This is a genomic window from Azospirillum formosense (genome assembly GCF_040500525.1).
GTDB lineage: Bacteria > Pseudomonadota > Alphaproteobacteria > Azospirillales > Azospirillaceae > Azospirillum > Azospirillum formosense_A.
Map to the genome: position 1 here is coordinate 306654 of NZ_CP159404.1, position 17732 is coordinate 324385.

A 17732-nucleotide genomic window follows, 5' to 3' on the forward strand; every position below is an offset into this window, starting at 1 on the left:
ACCGTTGGCCATCACACCACCGCGTCGCGACGGAAGGCGGCGATCTCGTCGGGGCTGAAGCCAAGATCCGCCAGGATGGCGTCGGTGTGCTCGCCCAGCCGCGGCGCCGGGCTCTCCGCCGGCAGCGGAGCGTTGGGCATCGTGATCGGCACGGCGGCGAAGCGCTTGCCCGAGCCCTCCGGCACCTCCACGACCATCTTGCGGTGCACCACCTGCGGGTCGTTCAGCGCGTCCGGCACGCTGTTGATCGGGCTGGCCGGCACGTCGGCGTCCTCCATGGCGTCCAGCCAGGCGTCGCGCCCACGGGTGAGGAAGACCTCGCGCAGCAGCGGCTCCAGCTCCGCATGGTTGGCGTTGCGGGCCGAGCCGGTGGGGAAGCGCGGGTCGGACAGCAGATGCTCCAGCCCCATGGCGCGGCACATCCGGTCCCACTGCTCGTTGGTGTCGACGCAGATGGCGATCGGCTTGTCGGCGGTGGGAAAGGCCTGGAAGGGGGCGATCAGCGGGTGGCGGCTGCCCAGCGCCCGCGGCGTCTCCCCGGCGTTCAGGAAGCGGGCGATGGCGTTCTCCATCAGGGCGAGCTGGCAATCCAGCATCGCCACGTCGATGAAGCTGCCCTCGCCGGTGCCGGCCCGTTTCTGCAGGGCGGCGAGGATGCCGACGGCGGCGAACAGGCTCGACCCGATGTCGCCGATCGACGCGCCGACCCGGCAGGGATCGCCGCCCGGCTCGCCGGTGATGCTCATCATGCCGGACATCGCCTGGGCCACCACGTCGAAGCAGGGCCGGTGCCGGTAGGGGCCGTCCTGCCCGAAGCCGGAGATCGAGGCGTAGACCAGCCGTGGATTGACCGCCTTCAGATCGGCGTAGCCCAGCCCCAGCCGGTCCATCGCCCCGGCCCGGTTGTTCTCCACCAGCACGTCGCAGGTGGCGACGATTTTTTTGAAAATCTCCTTCCCCTTTTCCTCCTTCAAGTTGAGCGTCAGACTTTGCTTGTTGCGGTTGACGCTGAGGAAGTAAATGCTTTCCTCATCGCTGAAGGGAGCAATGATGCGGGTGAAATCGCCCTTGCCGGGACGCTCGATCTTGATGACCTCCGCACCCAGCGCGCCGAGCAGCCAAGTGCTGTAGGGGCCGGCCAACATGTGCGTGAGATCGACCACGCGCACGCCGGCCAGGGGGCCGTCGCGGCGTTGCGTATCGGTGTTGAGCATGCATGATCCTTCGGATGGCCGGACGCCGCGCAGGCGGACCGGGCGGGGCCGCGCGCCCGGCTGGAAACCGGTCCGGTCCAGGGCGGCGGCGGGAATGCGATGCCCAAGGCTTGCGCCACGGCGGCTGGAAAACAATCGCTTAGTTTGGCCCAATCCGGTGCATGGAAGGCACCGTTCCACGGATGTGCCGGGTGTGACATTGGTGCGTTCCGTGCACCGGACCGCATCGTTTTTTCTGCTTGTGACGCGAACTGTGTCCGGTAGTCTTGATCTTGCCGGGAGCGGATCGGCCTGATCGAAATCTCTGCCGGTCATCGGAAAGACTTCGTCATTTCCGAGACGGTCGATGTCTTTACTCCCATCGCCTGTCCACTGAAGCCGCTCGGCGCGCGTCGCGGCAGCGCCGCGCGGCCTTCCACAACCAGGAAAGGACAACCCGCGCGTGATCGATCTTTCGGGAAAGGCGGCCATCGCCGGCGTTTTTGAATCGCCCCGCCGGGATGCGCCGCGCGTCCACCCCTTCGCCCTTCAGATGGAGTGCATCCTCGGCGCGCTGGACGACGCCGGGCTGACGCTGAAGGACGTGGACGGGCTGTGCGCGGCCTCCGGCGACTGGGCCGAGGGCGGCAGCACCATGGATGTGGTCGAATTGGCCGAATACATCGGGATCGCGCCGACCTACGTGAACAGCACCGACGTCGGCGGCTGCTCCTACATCCTCCAGGCCGGGCAGGCGGCGGCGGCCATTGCCACCGGGCTGGCCGAGGTGGTGGTCATCAGCTACGCCGCCTGCCCGCGCTGGTGGCCGCTGAGCAACCCGTCCTTCGACCCCTTCGTCTTCCCCGCCGGCCCCGGCCAGTACGAGATTCCCTACGCGCCGACGCTGATTTCGACCTACGGCCTGTTCGCCCGTCGCCATATGGACCTCTACGGCACCGCGCCGGAACAGCTTGCCCAGGTGGCCGTGACCTTCCGCGAACACGCCGCGAAGAACCCGGACGCCCGGCTGCGCAAGCCGATCACGGTGGACGACGTGCTGGCCTCGCCGATGATCGCCTCGCCGCTGCACCGGCTGGATTGCTGCGTGGTGACGGACGGCGGCGGCGCCGTGGTGATGACCAGCCGGGAGCGGGCGCGCGACCTGAGGAAGCCGCCGGTCCATCTGGTCGGCTACGGGGCCGCCGTGGCGCGCACCCAGAACAGCCAGATTCCCGACGACCTGACCACCCCGGCGGCGCTGTCCGGCCCGCGCGCCTTCGCCATGGCCGGGGTGACCCCCGTCGAGATCGACGTCGCGCAGATCTACGACGCCTTCACCATCACGCCGATGCTGGCGCTGGAGGATCTGGGCTTCTGCGGGCGCGGGGAGAGCGGCGCCTTCGTGGCGGACGGCAACCTGACGCTGGGCGGCAGCCTGCCGACCAACACCGACGGCGGCGGGCTGTCGTCCAACCATCCCGGCAAGCGCGGCATCTTCACCCTGATCGAGAGCGTCCGCCAGCTGCGCGGCGAGGGGCCGGGCGTCCAGGTGCCCGACGCCCGCATCGCCCTGGCCCATGGGCTGGGTGGCACCTTCTGCTCCGCCGCCACCGCCATCCTTGCCCGGTAAGGTGCCCCGATGACCGCCCCAACGACCAGCATGACCATCCCGCCCGTCCAGGACGAGACCTCCGCCCCCTTCTGGGAGGCGGCGCGCGAGGGGCGCTTCCTGATCCAGCGCTGCCCGGAGACCGGGCAGTTCCAGTGGTACCCGCGCGCCCATTCCATCCACGCACCTCACGCCCGCCCGGAGTGGGTCGAGGCGAGCGGGCGCGGCGAGCTGCTGTCCTATTCGGTCGTCCACCGCGGCAACCAGCGCGGCGATCCCTACGTCTGCGCCCTGATCCGGCTGGAGGAGGGCGTCACCGTCTTCTCCCGCGTCGAGGGGGTGGCGGAGGCCGACCTGCGGGCCGGATTGCCGCTGGCCGTGGCCTTCCACCAGCTGGACGAGGCGACCAGCCTCCCCGTGTTCCGCCCGCGTCCCGCCGCCTGAGGAATCCAGAATGACCGCCATCCATCTCGACGACATCAAGCCGGGCGACCGGGCGCGCTCCTCCCGCGTCACCGTGACCGAGGCGCACATCGTCTGGTTCGCCGGGCTGACCGGCGATTTCAACCCGCTGCACATGGATGCCGAGGCCGCCAAGGCCAACGGCTTCGGGCGGACCATCGCCCACGGCATGCTGACCCACTCGCTCAGCACCGGCCTGCGCTCCGCCATCGACGACTGGGCGATCCTCGCCTTCCTGGAGACGCGCCGCCGCTTCGTCGGCCCGGTCTTCGCCGGCGACACCGTGCATTACGAGGCCGAGGTGGCGGAGGTCCGTCCCAGCGCCTCCAAGCCCGACCGCGGCATCGTCCGCGTCGCCATCACCGTGAAGAACCAGCGCGGCGAGACCGTACAGGAGGGCGAGGACGTGCTCTCCATCGCGCGCAAGGAGGCGCAGGCATGAGTGCCGCAACCACCCATTCCCGCCGCCTCGCCGGCCGTGTCGCCTTCGTCACCGGCGGCGGCGGCGGCATCGGGCGCGCCGTCTGCGAGCGGCTGGCCGCGGAAGGGGCGGCGGTCGTCGTCGCCGACATCGGGGCCGAGGCCGCCGAGAGCGTCGCCGCCGCGCTGCGCGCCGAAGGGGCCCAGGCCCACGCCACGGCGTTGAACGTCGCCGACCGGGAAAGCTGGGGCGCCGCCGTGAGCGGACTGCCCGAGGCCTTCCGGGGCGTGGACATCATGGTCAACGTCGCCGGCATCGTCCGCGACCGCTCGCTGCCCAAGATGACCGACGCGGAATGGAGCGCGGTCATCGACGTGAACCTGCGCGGCACGTGGCTGGGTTGCCAGACGGCCTTCCGGCTGATCGGCGACCGCGGCTGGGGGCGCATCGTCAACATCGCCTCCACGGCGATCCTGGGGACCTTCGGGCAGGCGAACTACTCCGCCTCCAAGGCCGGGGTGGTCGGGCTGACCCGCACCGCCGCCCTGGAGGGGGCGCGGCGCGGCATCCTGGTCAACGCGGTCGCTCCGGGCGTCGTGGAGACCGCCATCGTCGAGGGCGTGCCCGACGCGGTGCGCTCGCAATGGCTGGAGAAGACGCCCATCGGGCGCCTGGGCAAGCCGGCGGAGATCGCCGCCGTCGTCGCCTTCCTGGCGTCCGACGACGCGGCCTACGTCACCGGCCAGACCATCGTCGCCGACGGCGGGGCGACCACCGGCGACTACTGATTTCCGCTCAAGAACGAAGAACGACGCCGAAACGGCGGTACCGCAACAACAAGACAGGGATTGGCAACATGATGGAATTCTCGCGCCGCCGCCTTCTCCAGACCGGCGGACTCGTCGGCACCGCCCTGGTGACCGGCGGTCTGGCCGGCACCGCCTTCTCGCGCATCGCGTCGGCGGCGGACGACCCGCTCTACGCCGCCGCGAAGAAGGAAGGCGCGCTGACCCTCTACTGGGGCTCCTACGAGCAGCAGACGATGGAGGCGATCCGAGACGCCTTCAAGGCGAAGTATCCGGGCATCGAGGTCAACCTGCTCCGCCAGGCCTCCCAGACCGTCTACACCCGCCTGCGCATGGAACTGCAGAGCGGCGTCCACGAGTGCGACTCGCTGGGCACCACCAACATGCTGCACTACACGGAGCTGAAGAAGATCGGCGCTCTGGCGCCCTTCGAGCCGGTGGACGGGGTGCACATCCCGGACGCCTTCCGCAACCTCGACCCCGACAAGATGTTCCATGTGGGCGCCATCAGCCTGACCAGCATCAACTACGCGCCGGGCAAGGTCCCGTCGCCGCCGCAGAGCTGGCAGGCGCTGCTGGAGGACCAGTGGCAGGGCAAGATCACCACCGGCAGCCCGGCCTTCTCCGGCGACGTGGCGAACTGGGTGGTCGCCATCCGCCGCAAGTACGGCGACGACTTCCTGCGCGCCTTCGGCAAGCAGAAGCCGAAGGTCGGCCAGTCCAACGTCGACACCGTCACCGACATCCTGGCCGGTGAGCGGGTCGTCGGCTCCGGCGCGCCCTTCAGCTACACGCTGACCCAGAAGGCCGCCGGCAACCCCATCGACGTGGTGGCGCCGTCCGACGACGCCATCCTGAACCTGGGCGTCACCGGCATCCTGGCGAAGGCCCCGCACCCGAACGCCGCCCGGCTGTTCACCAACTTCCTCTATTCCACGGAGGTGTCGATGATCCTCCAGAAGAATTTCTGGCCGACGCTGCGCAAGGACGTGCCCTGGGCGGAGGGGCGGTCGCTCGACCAGCTGAAGTGGACCCGCAACACGGGCGACGACCTGGGCCCGGAAGTCGCGGAAGGCATCGCCAAGTGGAAGGAACTGGTGCGCTGATCGCTGATTCCCTCTCCCGTCCCGGGAGAGGGAAGGGGCCCACGCGAAGCGTGGGAAGGGTGAGGGTGCCGGCGATGGGACCACATTCAATCCTTGGCCGTACCCTCACCCGCCCGCTTCGCGGGCACCCTCTCCCGGGACGGGAGAGGGTTCTGATGGACAATGGAGGCGGACCCTATGGGGGTCATTTCAACGGACAGCCCAGACAGCGCAGCCGCGGCAACCGCGCGCCCGGCGATGGCCCGCGTGCCGCTCGCCAGGACCGTGGTCTTCGGCGCCGTCGCCCTTCTTCTCTTCCTGCTGGTGGTCCTGCCCTTCGGCTGGGTTCTCAAGAACAGCTTCCACGACGACATCACCGGCGCCTGGACACTCGGCAACTACGCGCGGATCTTCCAATCGGCGGACCTGCTGGAGCCGCTGTTCAATTCGCTGCTGCTCGCCGTGGCGACCGCGGTGATCGCCGTCGGCATCGGCGTGCCGCTGGCCTGGCTGGTGTCGCGGACCGACCTGCCGTTCCGCCGCACCATCCGCGTGCTGACGCTGACCGCCTTCGTCACCCCGTCCTTCATCGGGGCGACCGGTTGGATTCTGCTGGCGGCCCCCAACTCCGGCTGGCTGAACGCGCTGTGGCGCTCGCTCGCCGGGGCGGAAGCGGGGCCGCTGCTGAACATCTACTCGATGACCGGGGCGATCTTCATCTGCGGCATCTACACCGTGCCCTACAGCTTCACCATGGTGTCGAGCGCGCTCGACGAGATGGCCGTGGAGCTTGAGGACGCCGCCGCCACGCTGGGCTCCGGCACGCTGCGCACCATGCTCAGCATCACCATCCCGCTGGTCACCCCGGCGGTGATCGCCAGCTTCATCCTGTCCTTCATCCAGGGGCTGACGCTGTTCGGCGTGCCGGCCTTCCTGCTGACGCCGACCGGCATCCCGGTGGTGACGACCAAGCTGGCCGAGTTCTACCAGCTCTTCCCGCCGGAAATTTACATGGCGGCCGCCTACTGCATGCCGCTGCTGCTGGTCACCGCCATGCTGTTCTGGATGCGCCGCCGCATCCTGGGCCGCAAGCAGTTCGTCACCATCTCCGGCAAGAGCCGGGCGGGGCGGCGGATCGCGCTGGGCGCCGCCCGCTGGCCGGCCTTCGGTGCGGCGCTGCTGCTGCCGCTGGTGTCGGTGTTCCTGCCCTACGCGGCGCTGCTGCTGGTCTCGCTGACCCGCGCCTGGGGCCAGGGCCTGTCGTGGGAGAACCTGTCGCTGCACTGGTACTGGTGGGCGCTGTTCGGCAACTCCGAGACGCACACCGCCATCGTCAACTCGCTGCTGTTCTCGACGCTCGCCGCGACGCTGTGCGTGATGCTCGGCACCGTGGTCGCCTACCTCGTGGAGCGGCGGATGGTCTTCGGCGCCAGCCTGTTCGGCGCGGTGGCGACCGTCCCCATCATCATCCCCGGCATCGTCATGTCGGTCGGCTTCTTCGCCGCCTACACGCGGGCGCCGCTGAACCTCTACGGCACACCGCTTCTCTTGGTGGCGGCCTTCGCGGCGACCTTCCTGCCCATCGCCTACGCCCACGGCGGGTCGATCCTCAAGGGCATCGGGCCGGAGCTGGAGCGCGCCGCCCGCAGCCTGGGCGCGGGCGAGGGACGGACCTTCCTGTCCATCACCATCCCGCTGATGGGCGGCGGGCTGCTGTCGGGCTGGTTCCTGGTTTTCATCCCGATCATCCGGGAGCTGTCGGTGGCGGTCTTCCTCATCACGCCCAAGACCAACGTGATGACCACGCTCATCTACAACGCCAAGGACGGCGGCAATTACGAGGCCGTCTGCGCCATGAGCGTCCTTCTCCTCCTCATCACGCTGGCGCTGGTGGCCGCCGCCGGTCCCCTGACGCGCCTGACCACCGTGCGCCGCACCTCTCGCAAATCCGGTCGCAAAACCGCCCCGGCGGAAGGAGTTCTCCCCACATGAGCGGGATCCGCATCAAGAACCTCCGCAAGTCCTTCGGCACCTACACCGCGCTGCACGGAATCGACCTGCAGGTTCCCAACGGCACGCTGCTGGCCCTGCTCGGCCCGTCGGGCTGCGGCAAGTCCACGACGCTCCAACTCCTCGCCGGGTTCGAGGCGCCGACGGAGGGGGAGATCTGGGCCGACGACGTGCTGCTGTCCTCGGCGCGCGGGGTGCTGCCGCCGGAGAAGCGCGGCATCTCCCTGGTCTTCCAGAACTACGCGGTGTGGCCACACAAGACGGTGGCGGAGAATGTGGCCTTCGGCCTCGCCATCCGCCGCCTGCCCAAGGCGGAGATCGCCGAGCGGCTGGACCGCACGCTGCGCACCGTCCGGCTGGAGGCGCTGCGCGACCGCTACCCGTCGGAGCTGTCGGGCGGCCAGCAGCAGCGCGTCGCGCTGGCCCGTGCGCTGGCGGTGGAGCCGCGCATCCTCCTGCTCGACGAGCCGCTGTCCAACCTCGACGCCCATCTGCGCGAGGAGATGCGGTTCGAGATCCGGCAGGTCCACGACCTGCTGGGCCTGACCACCGTCTACGTCACCCACGACCAGTCGGAGGCGCTGGTCACCGCCGACCGCATCGCCGTCATGAAGTCGGGCCACCTCCAGCAGCTCGGTTCGCCGGAGGACATCTTCGAGCGGCCGTCCAACGCCTTCGTCGCCACCTTCATCGGTGCCAACAACGAGTTGGCCGGGACCAGCGAGGGCAACGGCGCCATCCGCGTCGGCAACCATGTGCTGACGGCGCCCGACCGCAGCGGCGCGGCGCATGGCGGGACGGTGTCGCTGTGCGTGCGCCCCTCCCAGGTCCGGCTGTTCGGCGCCGAGGAGACGGGGTTGCCCGCCGAGGGCTGCAACGTGCTGACCGGTACGGTCCAGCGCTCCGCCTATCTCGGCGAGTACCGCGACGTTCTGGTGGATCTGGGGGGCGGGCGGACGCTGCGCGCCTTCATCCCGCCCGCGCAGAGCTTCGCTCCGGGCAGCGTGGTGACGGCGCTTCTTCCCATCGGCTCCTGCCAGATCCTCGGGCCGGCGGCCTGAGGGCGGCTAAAAACTAAGAAAGTCCGAACGATGACCATCGCCACGACCGGCGAGGCCGAAGCCTTGCCCGAAATCCTGACCGAGCGGCGCGGCGCCGTCCAGTGGGTGATCTTCAACCGGCCCAAGGCGCGCAACGCCATCACCCCGTGGATGGAGGACCGGCTGATCGAAATCTGCCGGGAGGTCGACGCGGACCCGGCGGTGAAGGCCCTGGTGCTGACCGGTGCCGCCGGCGACAAGCCCGCCTTCATGGCCGGCGCCGACCTGTCCTGCCTGCAGAGCGTCAAGACGCCGGAGGACTACACGATCCTGGAGGATCGCGCGGAAGCCGCGGCGATGGCGCTGGAAGCGGTGCGCGTTCCCACCATCGCCGCCCTGGCCGGCGCCTGCGTGGGGGAGGGGGCGCTGCTCGCCGCCTGTTGCGACGTGCGCATCGCAACGCCGTCGGTGCGCTTCGGCTTCCCCATCGCCCGCACGGTCGGCAACTGCCTGAGCATCAAGAACCTCGCCCGGCTGGCGGCCATCCTCGGCACCGCGCGGACCAAGGAGATGATCTTCAGCGCCCGCCTGCTGACCGCCGAAGAGCTGTCCGGCGCCGGCGCCCTGCGCGGCGTCGTTGCGGAGGACGACCTCGCCGAGCAGACCCAGGAGTTGGCCGAGGAACTGGCGGGCCTCGCCCCGCTGACCCTGTGGACGACGCGCGAGGCGTTGCGGCGCTGGCGCGACCATGGGCTGCCGGCGGACGGCGACGCCGACCTGCTGCGCCTCTGCTACCTCTCCGCCGACTATCAGGAGGGCATCGCGGCCTTCCTGGAGAAGCGCCGCCCGGTCTGGGTGGGGCGGTAGGGCGTCCGCAGCGGCGTCAAATCCCTCTCCCGTCCCGGGAGAGGGTGGCCCGCAGGGCCGGGTGAGGGTCGTGCGAGGATCAAGGCACGGATTCTTGACGGCACCCTCACCCTTCCCACGCTTCGCGCGGGCCCCTTCCCTCTCCCGGGGCGGGAGAGGGGATGCCCTTGCCGCCACCCATACGCTTCCCTATCCTGGCGCCGCACCACGCGCCCATGCGGGCGTTCAGCCGCCATGGGACCCGCCTGTCATGCCGACCACGCCCGACATCCTTCCGAGCGGCGCCCCCGACGCCGCGGCGCTTGAGCGGCGGTTGCGGGCCGCTCCGGACGATCTCGCGGCGACGCAGGAACTGGCCGGGCGGCTGTTCCAGGCCGGCCGCGCGGCCGACGCCGAGCCTCACGCCCGCAACGCGGTCCGGCTGGCGCCGGAGGATGCGCGCTCCCACACGCTGATGGCGCTGGTGCTGGCCGACACCCAGCGGCCCCAGGCCGCCGAGTTCCACTACCGCCGGGCCCTGGCCCTGGCGCCGCCGGACGCCGCGACGGTCGCCAATCTCGCCTGGAGCCTGAACCGGCAGGGCCGGCTGGAGGAGGCGCGGCGGACCTACCGCCGGGCGGCGGCGCTGCACCCCTCCATCGCCCTGACCTGGCACGGTTGGGCGCAGACCGAGGACGCCGCGCGTGATCTTCCCGGCGCGCAACGGCTGGTGGACCGCGCCCGGCGTCTCGATCCCGGCCACCGTGGCGCCGACACCTTCGCGGCGACCCTTCTGGCCCGGCAGGGAAACGGCGAAGGGGCCCTCGCCATCCTGGAGGAGTCGGCGGCCCGGCACGGCGGCCCCGACCCTGACGCGCTTCTGGAGGCGGGGCGCATCCTCGACCGCCTGGGCCGCCACGACGAGACCTTCGCCGCCTTCGCCGCCGGCAAGGCGCTGCTGCGGCAGGCCGGGCGCCCTTACGACGAGGCGGCGGCGGTGGACCTCATCGCGCGCCTCGCCACCTTCTTCGTGGCTCCGCGCCTGCGCCTGATGCCGCGGCCCGCCGCGCCCGCCGCCGGACCGCAACCGGTCTTCATCGCCGGCGCCCCGCGCTCCGGCACCACGCTGGTCGAGCAGATCCTGTCCTGCCACCCCGCCATCGCCGCGGGGGACGAGCTGCCGGCGCTCGGCGCGGTGGTCCGGGCGCTGCCGCAGACGCTGGGCAGCCCGCTCGGCTATCCCGAAGCGCTGTCGGAGCTGTGGATGGGCGACCAGCGCGACGGGCTGGAGCGGTTGCGCGACGCCTACCTGCGCCACGCCCGCCGGCTGGTCCCGGCCAAGCCCGGCCACACGCTGTTCACCGACAAGATGCCCTTCAACGAGACGCATCTCGGCCTGATCGCGCTGCTGTTCCCGGGAGCGCCTGTGGTGCATGTGCTGCGCCACCCGCTGGACGTTGTGCTGTCGATGATGGGCACCAACCTCACCCACGGCTTCCATTGCGCCAACGACGTGGAGACGGCGGCCCGCCATATCCTGCGGGTGTTCGATCTGGTGGAGCATTACCGGCGGGAGATGCCGCTGCGCTACCTGCCGCTGCGCTACGAGGATCTGGTGCGGGAGCCGGAACCGGCGGTGCGGCGCCTGCTGGGCTTCCTCGGGCTGGGCTTCGACCGGCGCTGCCTGCGCTTCGAGGAGAACCGGCGCCACGCCCGCACCCCCAGCCACGCCCAGGTCGCGGAGAAGCTCTACAGCCGCTCCGTCGGCCGGTACCGCGCCTACATGGAGCATCTGAAGCCGGCGGTTCCGATCCTGGAGCCGGTCATTCTCGGGTTGGGTTACAGCCTTTAGCCGCTATGCCGATGCCCCCTTCCGACAGCGACCTGTGCGAAATCCGCCGCCGCGACGGCCGGCTGGACGAGGCCGTCGCCCATGGTCGCCGCGCCGTCACCATCAATCCTTCCGATCCGGCGGGCTGGTACAATCTGGGCTTGGTCCTCTACGACCGGCTGGATGTCGCGGCGTCGATCGCCTGCGAGCGCCGCGCCGTCCGCCTCCGCCCGGATTGGCCCGGGCCGCATTTCGAATTGGCCGAGGGGCTGCTGCTCTCCGGGCAATGGGAGGAGGGCTGGCGGGAATATGAATGGCGCTGGCGCCTTCCCGGCGTGCCGCCGACGGTCCCGCCCGCCGTGCTGGAGCGGCATGGGCCCACCGCCGCACGGTCGTGGGACGGCCGTGCCATACCCGACGGCACGCTGCTGCTGGTCGCCGACCAGGGCTTCGGCGACACCATCCAATTCGCGCGCTACCTGCCAATGGCGGCCGCGCTCTGCCCGAACATCGTGGTGGCGTGCAGCCCGGAGATGCGTCCGGTGATCCGCGCGCTTCCCGGCGGGCACCGGATCGTCACGGCCTGGGAGGAGACACCACCCTTCGCCGCTTGCGCCGCGCTGTCCAGCCTGCCGGGGCTGTTCGCCACGAGGCTCGACACCATTCCGCCGCCGCTTCCCGGCCTGCGGGCCGAGCCGGAGCGGGCGGAGCGCTGGACGGAGCGCCTGGACGGGCTGCTGCCCCGCGGCTACCGCCGCGTCGGGCTGGTCTGGGCGGGGCGCCCGACCCATGGCAACGACCGCAACCGCTCCCTGACGCTCGCCCGGCTGGCGCCGTTCTTCGCGTTGGAGAAAACGGTTCTGGTGTCGCTCCAGAAGGGGCCGGCGCAGGCCGAGGCCGCGCGCTATTACGGGACGGCGCCGCTGGTCGATCTGGGGCCGGAGCTGGAGAATTTCGCCGACACCATGGCGGTGCTGGCGCTGCTCGACCACGTCGTCTGCGTGGACACGGCGGTCGCCCATCTGGCCGGGGCGATGGGGCGCCCGACCGCGGTGCTGCTGCCCTACGCACCGGACTGGCGCTGGCTGCTCGGCCGCGGCGGCACGCCCTGGTATCCCACCGTCACCCTGCACCGGCAGCCGGCCCCCGGACGGTGGGATGAGGCCATCCGCGGCGCCGTCGCCGCGGTGACCGGCAACAGCCTCAGGGCTTCAGGGCGGACAGCCCGTCGGTGATGCCCTTGGTGGAGAGCGGGAAGGCCACGGCCTGCGTCGCGCCATAGGGGCGGACGGCGATCTGCGCGGCCTTGGAGCGGCGCAGCGCGGTCAGCGTCGCCTCGTCCATCGGGGCGTTGGCGAGGCAGCCGTCCTGGATGCACTGCTGGTAGGTCAGCGGCAGTGGCTTTCCGTCGTCGATGGTCAGCGCCGCCCCGGCGCGCAGATCGACGCCCAGCGGCAGGATCACCACCATCACCCCCTTGCCGTCGGGGGCGAAATAGCCCACCGACGCCTTGAGGATGCGGGTCGCCTGCTTGGCCTCCTTGTTCTCCATCACGCGGGTCTGCGACAGGAAGCAGCGCGGCTTGCCGTCGGGGGGCGTCTCGCATTCGGTCTGCCAGTCGCCGAAGGTCTTGCCCGGCTCCACCGCGACCGCGGGGGTTCCGCCGGCAAGGAGGAGGGGGAGCGCCGCCAGCGCTCCCGTGATGATGGCCTTGCGCATCGCCGTTCCGGTTCTCACAGCTTCCATTTCAGGCCGGCGGTCGCCGACAGGGTGTTTTCGCGGGCGCGGATCGCGTCCTGGACGCCGATGGTGGCGGTCAGGCGATCGTCCAGAGCCACGCCCAGCCCGGCGCCGACCACCAGGGCGTCGCGCCCCGGCTTGCTGGCGTCGGCGGTGAAGGCCACCCCGCCCAGACGGTTGGTGGTCGAGGCCGTGGCGTCGGCGAAGTCATGCTCCCACGCCAGGGCGGCGCTGGGCAGCAGGCGCCAGCCGCCCACGGTCACGCTGGTGCCGGCGCGCACGCCGACGGCGCTGCGCAGGCTGGTCCAGCCCGCCGCCTCGACGTCCAGCGCCACGCCGCCGCCGGACTCGCGGAAGGATTCCCGGGTGATGCGGTCGAAGCGCAGGCCAGCCCGCGGCTCGATCCAGGCGCTGTCCGACCCGGCGAAGGCCATGCGGTGCCCGGCGGCGATCTCAGCGGAGAAATCGTGACCGTCGGCGCTGCCGCTGGCCCCCTGGCCCAGCGTGCCGAAGGCGATGCCGCGCGAGGCGTCGTAGTTTGCGTAGCCGTAACCGATGGCGCCCTCGACGAAGGGGCTGTCCGCCGTGCCGCGCAGGCTCCAGGAGCCGTAGAGAGTCGCCTGGTAGCTGTCCACGTCGGCCTTGCCCAGCCCGTCGCGCGAGGTGACGCGGTTGCGCAGGTAGCCCAGCGCCACGCCGCCGCTCACGCCGTTCTCGTAGCTGTGGTCGGCGCCCAGCAGGAAACCGCCGATGCGCTCGGTGGTGCCGGCGGCGTTGCCGTCCGAGCCGGTCCGGCTGTAGGCCGCCAGCGGCTGGCCCCACACGCCGCCCGCCCCGCGGGCCTCACCGGTTTCGCCCACGGCGCTCGTGCTGTTGCCGCCGCCGGCCAGCCGGACGCCGGTGGAGGATGCCTCGCCGCCGCGCAGGGCCGAGAGGCGGCCTTCCACCGCGCTGCCGAACAGGCGGCGGCTGGTGCGGTCGGCGGCCAGCGTGTCGGCGTGCAGCTTGCCCGAGAGCTGGTCGAGCGCGCCGGCGATGCCGCTGCCCGGCAGGCCGTAGAGGCCGCTGAACAGCGGGGCGGCGACGCCCTCCAGCCGCGCCCCGGCGGCCGGGCGCAGCGCGTCCACCGCCGCGCCGGCGGCCCGCTGGTTGCGGGTGCCGCCGCGGACCGCGTAGTTGGTCGGCGTGACCACCAGCCGGACGGCGGTGGCGTCGTAGAGCGTGTCGAAGCGGGTGCCGGTCTCCAGCCCCGCCGCCGGCTGCGTCACGGCGGCGAAGCCGCCGGTCACGCCGCCGTCCGCCTGGACGATGGTGAAGCTCTGCCCCAGCGTGGCGGTGTAGGCGTTGGTCGCGTCGCCGCTGATGCCGCGAAGCACCGGAGCCAGCGTGCCGGCGGCGGCGAAGGACGCCCCCTGCACCCGGATCTGGTCGTGGCGGCCGGCGCCGAAGCCGGCGGTCGGGCCGTCGATCTCGGCGTTCAGGACGCTGGTGGCGGTCAGGGTCACCGGGGACTGGAAGGTCAGCACGCCCGGCGAATTGCCCGGCGACACGGCGCCGGCCAGCGTGGCCGGACCGCGGACGGTGCCGCCGCCGCTGAAGGCCGAACCGGCGCTGGTGGTCAGCGCGCCGGAGACCACGCCGTTCACGGTCGCCGAACCGCCGTTCCCCAGGTTGACCGCGCCGGTGATGCCGGTGGCGGCCACGGTGACGGTGCCGTCGTTCACCGTGACCGGGGCCATGACGGCGCCGGCCAGGGTGGCGCTGCCGCCGGAGGTCACGGTGACCGCGCCGTTGACCGCGCCGTAGGCGGCGACGGTCAGGGTGCCGCCGTTCACCGCCAGCGTGCCGCCGACGCCGCCGCCCTCGACGACGGTCATCGCGCCGCCGCGGGCCACCGTCACCGGGACGGCCACGACGCCGCCGACCGTGGCGCTGCCGCCGTTGTTCAAGGCCAGCGTGCCGCCCGCGACCACGCCGCTGCTGGCGATGGTCAGCGCCGCTCCGTCGCTCACCGACAGGCCGCCGGCGTTGGCGAGCTGGCCGGAGACGACCACCGCGCCGGGGCCGGACGCGGCCAGCGCGCCGCTGCCGCCGACGGCGCCCGCCAGAGTGACGGTGCTGCCGTTGGGGGCGATGGTGCCGCCTTGGCTGGTCACGGTCACCGATTGGCCGACGGTCAGCGGCGAGGCCGGGCGCAGCGTGCCGCCGTCGAAAGTGACCGAGCTGCCCTGGACCGCGCCATCGCTGTTGGTGAAGCTGGGGCGGCTGGTGTCGATCACGCCGGTCGGCGGAGGCGGAGGCGGAGGCGTTGGGGTGGGCGTGGGCGTGGGATCGGGATTCGGCGCCGGGCCGGGATCAGGATTCGGGCCGGGATTCGGGTTGGGATTCGGGCCGGGATCGGGGTCGGGCGGCGGCGTCACCTTGGTCAGGGTGAGCAGAATTTCCTTGCCCGCCGTGTCGAAGGTGGCCGTTGGGGTCAGCGTCGCGTCGCTGCCGGTGATCGTGGTGAAGGCGCCGGACACCCCGCCCGCGGCCGTTACGATGGTGTAGGTCGTGCTGTCGCCGTAGCCGCTGCCGGTGGAGGTCACGGACAGGTCGCCGCCGATCGTGGCGGTGCCGGTGACGGCCAGCTTGCTGGCCGCCGAAGACGTCGTCCGGATGGCCAGGGTGCTGCCGCTCTGCTGCGTGTAATTGCCGGTGACCGTCAGGGTGCCGGGCGCGCCGGAGCCGCCGGGCGTCACGGTCGTGCCGGACGGGGTGGTCACGTTGCCGACGACCGTTCCGGTGCCCGTCAGCGTCGTTCCGCTGCTGAGCTGCAACCCGGTGGTGAGGGAGCCGTTGACGCGCAGCGTGCCGGCCTGAAGGTTCGTGATGGTGGCCGAACTCGCGCCGCCCAGCGTCCACTCGGTTCCGTTCATGTTGAGGGTGGTCAGGCCGGACACCGGACCGGACAGGGTGCCCCCCCCCTCCAGCAGCATGACCTGGTTGGCGCCCGAGGCTTGGATGCCGCCGGCTACCAAGCTGCCGTCCTTGAGATTGATGAGGCTGCCGGCCCCGATGCCGAAGGTCTTGATCGCGCTGAAACCGTTTCCAGCGGCGATGGTGCCGTGATTGACGATGGTCGACGGGCCGTTGACCAACAGCGCGTCGCCAGTGCCGATGATCGTGCCGTAGTTGGTGACGGTGGACTGCTTGGTAATGGAGGCGGCTGAGACCGCCGCGTAATCCGTCTGCATGAACTCCGTCGCCGGCCGCACGTTTTTGATCAGCGCGGTGCTGTTCGACGGGGACCCGTTGGTGAGGACGAGGGCGTGGGAGCTTTCAATGGCAGACCAATTGCCGATGATCGTTCCGGTGTTCTCGATGACCGAGGTCAGCGAGCCCGCGGAGTTGGCCAGGAGGATGCCGTGGTAGGTCTTCGGCACCGAGATCAATCCAGAATTGATGATGGTGCCGTAGGTTTGAGCGTAGATGCCGTCGGCCTGATAGAAGTTCGTCTCGACCGAAATCTTGATCGTGCCCTGGTTGGTCAGGGTCCATCCGCCGGGCGACTGGACCCACACGCCGGTGGTCAGGTCGGTGGACAGGTTGCCGGTGCCGCTGTCGACCACGCCGCCGGTGCTGGTGATGAGAATGTTCCCGGTGGTCGGATAGAAGGTCTCGTTCTGGATGGCGGTCAGCGTGGAAATCGGCGCCGCGTTCGCGGCCAGCGAGACGCCGAGCGCGATGGGGGCTGCGACCATCGCCGGCAGGCGCCCGCCCGACATCAGGCTTTGGCGGATCGACTCGAGGGGAGACGGCGACGGCGGCATGGGCGATTCACCTTGCGAGCGGGGCGTAAGCGTTACGACCAATGGTTTACACCGCTTGATCATAACGGGCGTGCCGCACTGCCGCCAAGACAAAACGCATAATAATATAAAAAATCACAACTCAAATGTTATATAATCGTGTTGATCTCATCAAAAATCAGCTGATGAGTTCTCGATTGCTTATGAAGTGATGGGAAACGGGGACGAGTTTTTGTGAAAATTGAAGCGGGCGGTGCCGCGATATTCAACAAGTTGGGGTTTTGCCGATTAATGGCTTAGGGAATGCCCGGATTTGAAAATGCAGCAATTTGTCAAAGGGCGTGTTCCCGGCGGCCCGCAACTCCGCCGCCGCCACGACAATGTGGCATTTTCCCGCGCCGGAGGTTAACGGGCGAAGCGGCGCCGGCCCGGCGGTCGTCGCATCCTGACGGACCGCCGGGCCGGACGCGATCAAAGAAGCCTGGCGTTCAGGCTGATCTCCGTTCCGGCCAGGGCCTTGGACACCGGGCAGTTCTTCTTCGCGCCTTCGGCCTGCTGCTGGAAGGTCGCGGCGTCGATCCCCGGGATCTCCGCCTCGCAATCCAGTTCGATTTTGGTGATGGCGAACCCGTCGCCGGCCTTGTCGAGGTGGACGCGGGCGGTGGTGTGCACGCGCGTCGGCGTGTGCCCGGCCTTCGACAGGCCGGCGGACAGCGCCATGGAGAAGCAGCCGGCGTGAGCGGCGGCGATCAGCTCCTCCGGGTTGGTGCCGGTGCCATTCTCGAAACGCGACGGAAAGGAGTAGGCGCCTTCGAACGCGCCGCTGCCCAGCCGCATGGTTCCCGCGCCCTGCGCGAGGTTGCCGCGCCATTCCGCATCCGATTGCCGCACAGCCATG

Annotated in this window: 14 protein-coding genes; 10 read left to right on the forward strand and 4 right to left on the reverse strand. The window is 70.6% G+C overall.

Features of this window, described 5'->3' with window-relative positions; translation table 11 throughout:
* Window positions 1-11 precede the first annotated feature (11 nt).
* Window positions 12-1214: a CaiB/BaiF CoA-transferase family protein gene (locus tag ABVN73_RS22230; RefSeq protein WP_353861370.1), complete on the reverse strand. Its 1203-nt coding sequence runs from the start codon at window positions 1212-1214 to the stop codon at window positions 12-14.
* 445 nt (window positions 1215-1659) lie between these two features.
* Between ABVN73_RS22230 and ABVN73_RS22235 the strand changes: the two genes are divergently transcribed.
* The 10 genes from ABVN73_RS22235 to ABVN73_RS22280 all read left to right on the forward strand — a co-directional run bounded on the left by ABVN73_RS22235 (window position 1660) and on the right by ABVN73_RS22280 (window position 12538).
* Entirely contained in the window at window positions 1660-2823 is a 1164-nt protein-coding gene (locus ABVN73_RS22235) for a hypothetical protein (RefSeq protein WP_353861423.1), read from the forward strand.
* A gap of 9 nt (window positions 2824-2832) precedes the next feature.
* On the forward strand, window positions 2833-3246 hold the full coding sequence (locus ABVN73_RS22240) for an OB-fold domain-containing protein (protein ID WP_353861371.1): 414 nt from the start codon (window positions 2833-2835) through the stop codon (window positions 3244-3246).
* A 10-nt stretch (window positions 3247-3256) separates the two neighbouring features.
* Entirely contained in the window at window positions 3257-3706 is a 450-nt protein-coding gene (locus ABVN73_RS22245; RefSeq protein ID WP_149163666.1) for a MaoC/PaaZ C-terminal domain-containing protein, read from the forward strand.
* Window positions 3703-4473 carry a 3-oxoacyl-ACP reductase FabG gene (gene fabG, locus ABVN73_RS22250; protein WP_353861372.1) on the forward strand — a complete coding sequence of 257 codons (771 nt, stop codon included), beginning with the start codon at window positions 3703-3705 and terminating at the stop codon, window positions 4471-4473. The genes ABVN73_RS22245 and fabG overlap by 4 nt, the downstream gene beginning before the upstream one ends.
* Window positions 4474-4541: 68 nt before the next feature.
* On the forward strand, window positions 4542-5597 hold the full coding sequence (locus ABVN73_RS22255) for an extracellular solute-binding protein (RefSeq protein ID WP_137142385.1): 1056 nt from the start codon (window positions 4542-4544) through the stop codon (window positions 5595-5597).
* Window positions 5598-5834: 237 nt separating this feature from the next.
* Window positions 5835-7568, forward strand: a complete 1734-nt coding sequence (locus ABVN73_RS22260; RefSeq protein ID WP_353861424.1) for an iron ABC transporter permease — start codon at window positions 5835-5837, stop codon at window positions 7566-7568.
* The gene (locus ABVN73_RS22265) at window positions 7565-8647 is read left to right on the forward strand and encodes an ABC transporter ATP-binding protein (RefSeq protein WP_114856735.1); all 1083 of its coding nucleotides are present in this window, start codon (window positions 7565-7567) and stop codon (window positions 8645-8647) included. Before ABVN73_RS22260 ends, ABVN73_RS22265 begins: the two co-directional genes overlap by 4 nt.
* A 30-nt stretch (window positions 8648-8677) precedes the next feature.
* Entirely contained in the window at window positions 8678-9493 is an 816-nt protein-coding gene (locus tag ABVN73_RS22270) for an enoyl-CoA hydratase (RefSeq protein WP_353861373.1), read from the forward strand.
* A gap of 250 nt (window positions 9494-9743) precedes the next feature.
* Window positions 9744-11324 carry a sulfotransferase gene (locus ABVN73_RS22275; RefSeq protein ID WP_353861374.1) on the forward strand — a complete coding sequence of 527 codons (1581 nt, stop codon included), beginning with the start codon at window positions 9744-9746 and terminating at the stop codon, window positions 11322-11324.
* 5 nt (window positions 11325-11329) lie between these two features.
* Window positions 11330-12538 carry a tetratricopeptide repeat protein gene (locus ABVN73_RS22280; RefSeq protein WP_353861375.1) on the forward strand — a complete coding sequence of 403 codons (1209 nt, stop codon included), beginning with the start codon at window positions 11330-11332 and terminating at the stop codon, window positions 12536-12538.
* Here ABVN73_RS22280 and ABVN73_RS22285 read toward each other — a convergent pair.
* From ABVN73_RS22285 to ABVN73_RS22295, 3 genes are all read right to left on the reverse strand, one after another.
* A complete protein-coding gene (locus ABVN73_RS22285; RefSeq protein WP_353861376.1) occupies window positions 12507-13022 on the reverse strand; it encodes an invasion associated locus B family protein in 516 nt (171 codons plus the stop codon). The genes ABVN73_RS22280 and ABVN73_RS22285 overlap by 32 nt on opposite strands.
* A 14-nt stretch (window positions 13023-13036) precedes the next feature.
* Window positions 13037-16855, reverse strand: coding sequence for an autotransporter domain-containing protein (locus tag ABVN73_RS22290; RefSeq protein WP_353861377.1), 3819 nt, complete (start codon window positions 16853-16855; stop codon window positions 13037-13039).
* Window positions 16856-17305: 450 nt separating this feature from the next.
* Entirely contained in the window at window positions 17306-17731 is a 426-nt protein-coding gene (locus ABVN73_RS22295; RefSeq protein WP_353861378.1) for an OsmC family protein, read from the reverse strand.
* Between the last annotated feature and the right edge of the window lies 1 nt (window position 17732).

Excerpts from the sequence above, each read along its gene's own strand:
- ABVN73_RS22230 (WP_353861370.1), bottom strand. The coding sequence starts at position 1,214 with ATGCTCAACACCGATACGCAACGCCGCGACGGCCCCCTGGCCGGCGTG.
- ABVN73_RS22240 (WP_353861371.1), top strand. The coding sequence starts at position 2,833 with ATGACCGCCCCAACGACCAGCATGACCATCCCGCCCGTCCAGGACGAG.
- ABVN73_RS22245 (WP_149163666.1), top strand. The coding sequence starts at position 3,257 with ATGACCGCCATCCATCTCGACGACATCAAGCCGGGCGACCGGGCGCGC.
- fabG (WP_353861372.1), top strand. The coding sequence starts at position 3,703 with ATGAGTGCCGCAACCACCCATTCCCGCCGCCTCGCCGGCCGTGTCGCC.
- ABVN73_RS22255 (WP_137142385.1), top strand. The coding sequence starts at position 4,542 with ATGATGGAATTCTCGCGCCGCCGCCTTCTCCAGACCGGCGGACTCGTC.
- ABVN73_RS22260 (WP_353861424.1), top strand. The coding sequence starts at position 5,835 with ATGGCCCGCGTGCCGCTCGCCAGGACCGTGGTCTTCGGCGCCGTCGCC.
- ABVN73_RS22265 (WP_114856735.1), top strand. The coding sequence starts at position 7,565 with ATGAGCGGGATCCGCATCAAGAACCTCCGCAAGTCCTTCGGCACCTAC.
- ABVN73_RS22270 (WP_353861373.1), top strand. The coding sequence starts at position 8,678 with ATGACCATCGCCACGACCGGCGAGGCCGAAGCCTTGCCCGAAATCCTG.
- ABVN73_RS22275 (WP_353861374.1), top strand. The coding sequence starts at position 9,744 with ATGCCGACCACGCCCGACATCCTTCCGAGCGGCGCCCCCGACGCCGCG.
- ABVN73_RS22280 (WP_353861375.1), top strand. The coding sequence starts at position 11,330 with ATGCCGATGCCCCCTTCCGACAGCGACCTGTGCGAAATCCGCCGCCGC.
- ABVN73_RS22285 (WP_353861376.1), bottom strand. The coding sequence starts at position 13,022 with ATGCGCAAGGCCATCATCACGGGAGCGCTGGCGGCGCTCCCCCTCCTC.
- ABVN73_RS22290 (WP_353861377.1), bottom strand. The coding sequence starts at position 16,855 with ATGCCGCCGTCGCCGTCTCCCCTCGAGTCGATCCGCCAAAGCCTGATG.
- ABVN73_RS22295 (WP_353861378.1), bottom strand. The coding sequence starts at position 17,731 with ATGGCTGTGCGGCAATCGGATGCGGAATGGCGCGGCAACCTCGCGCAG.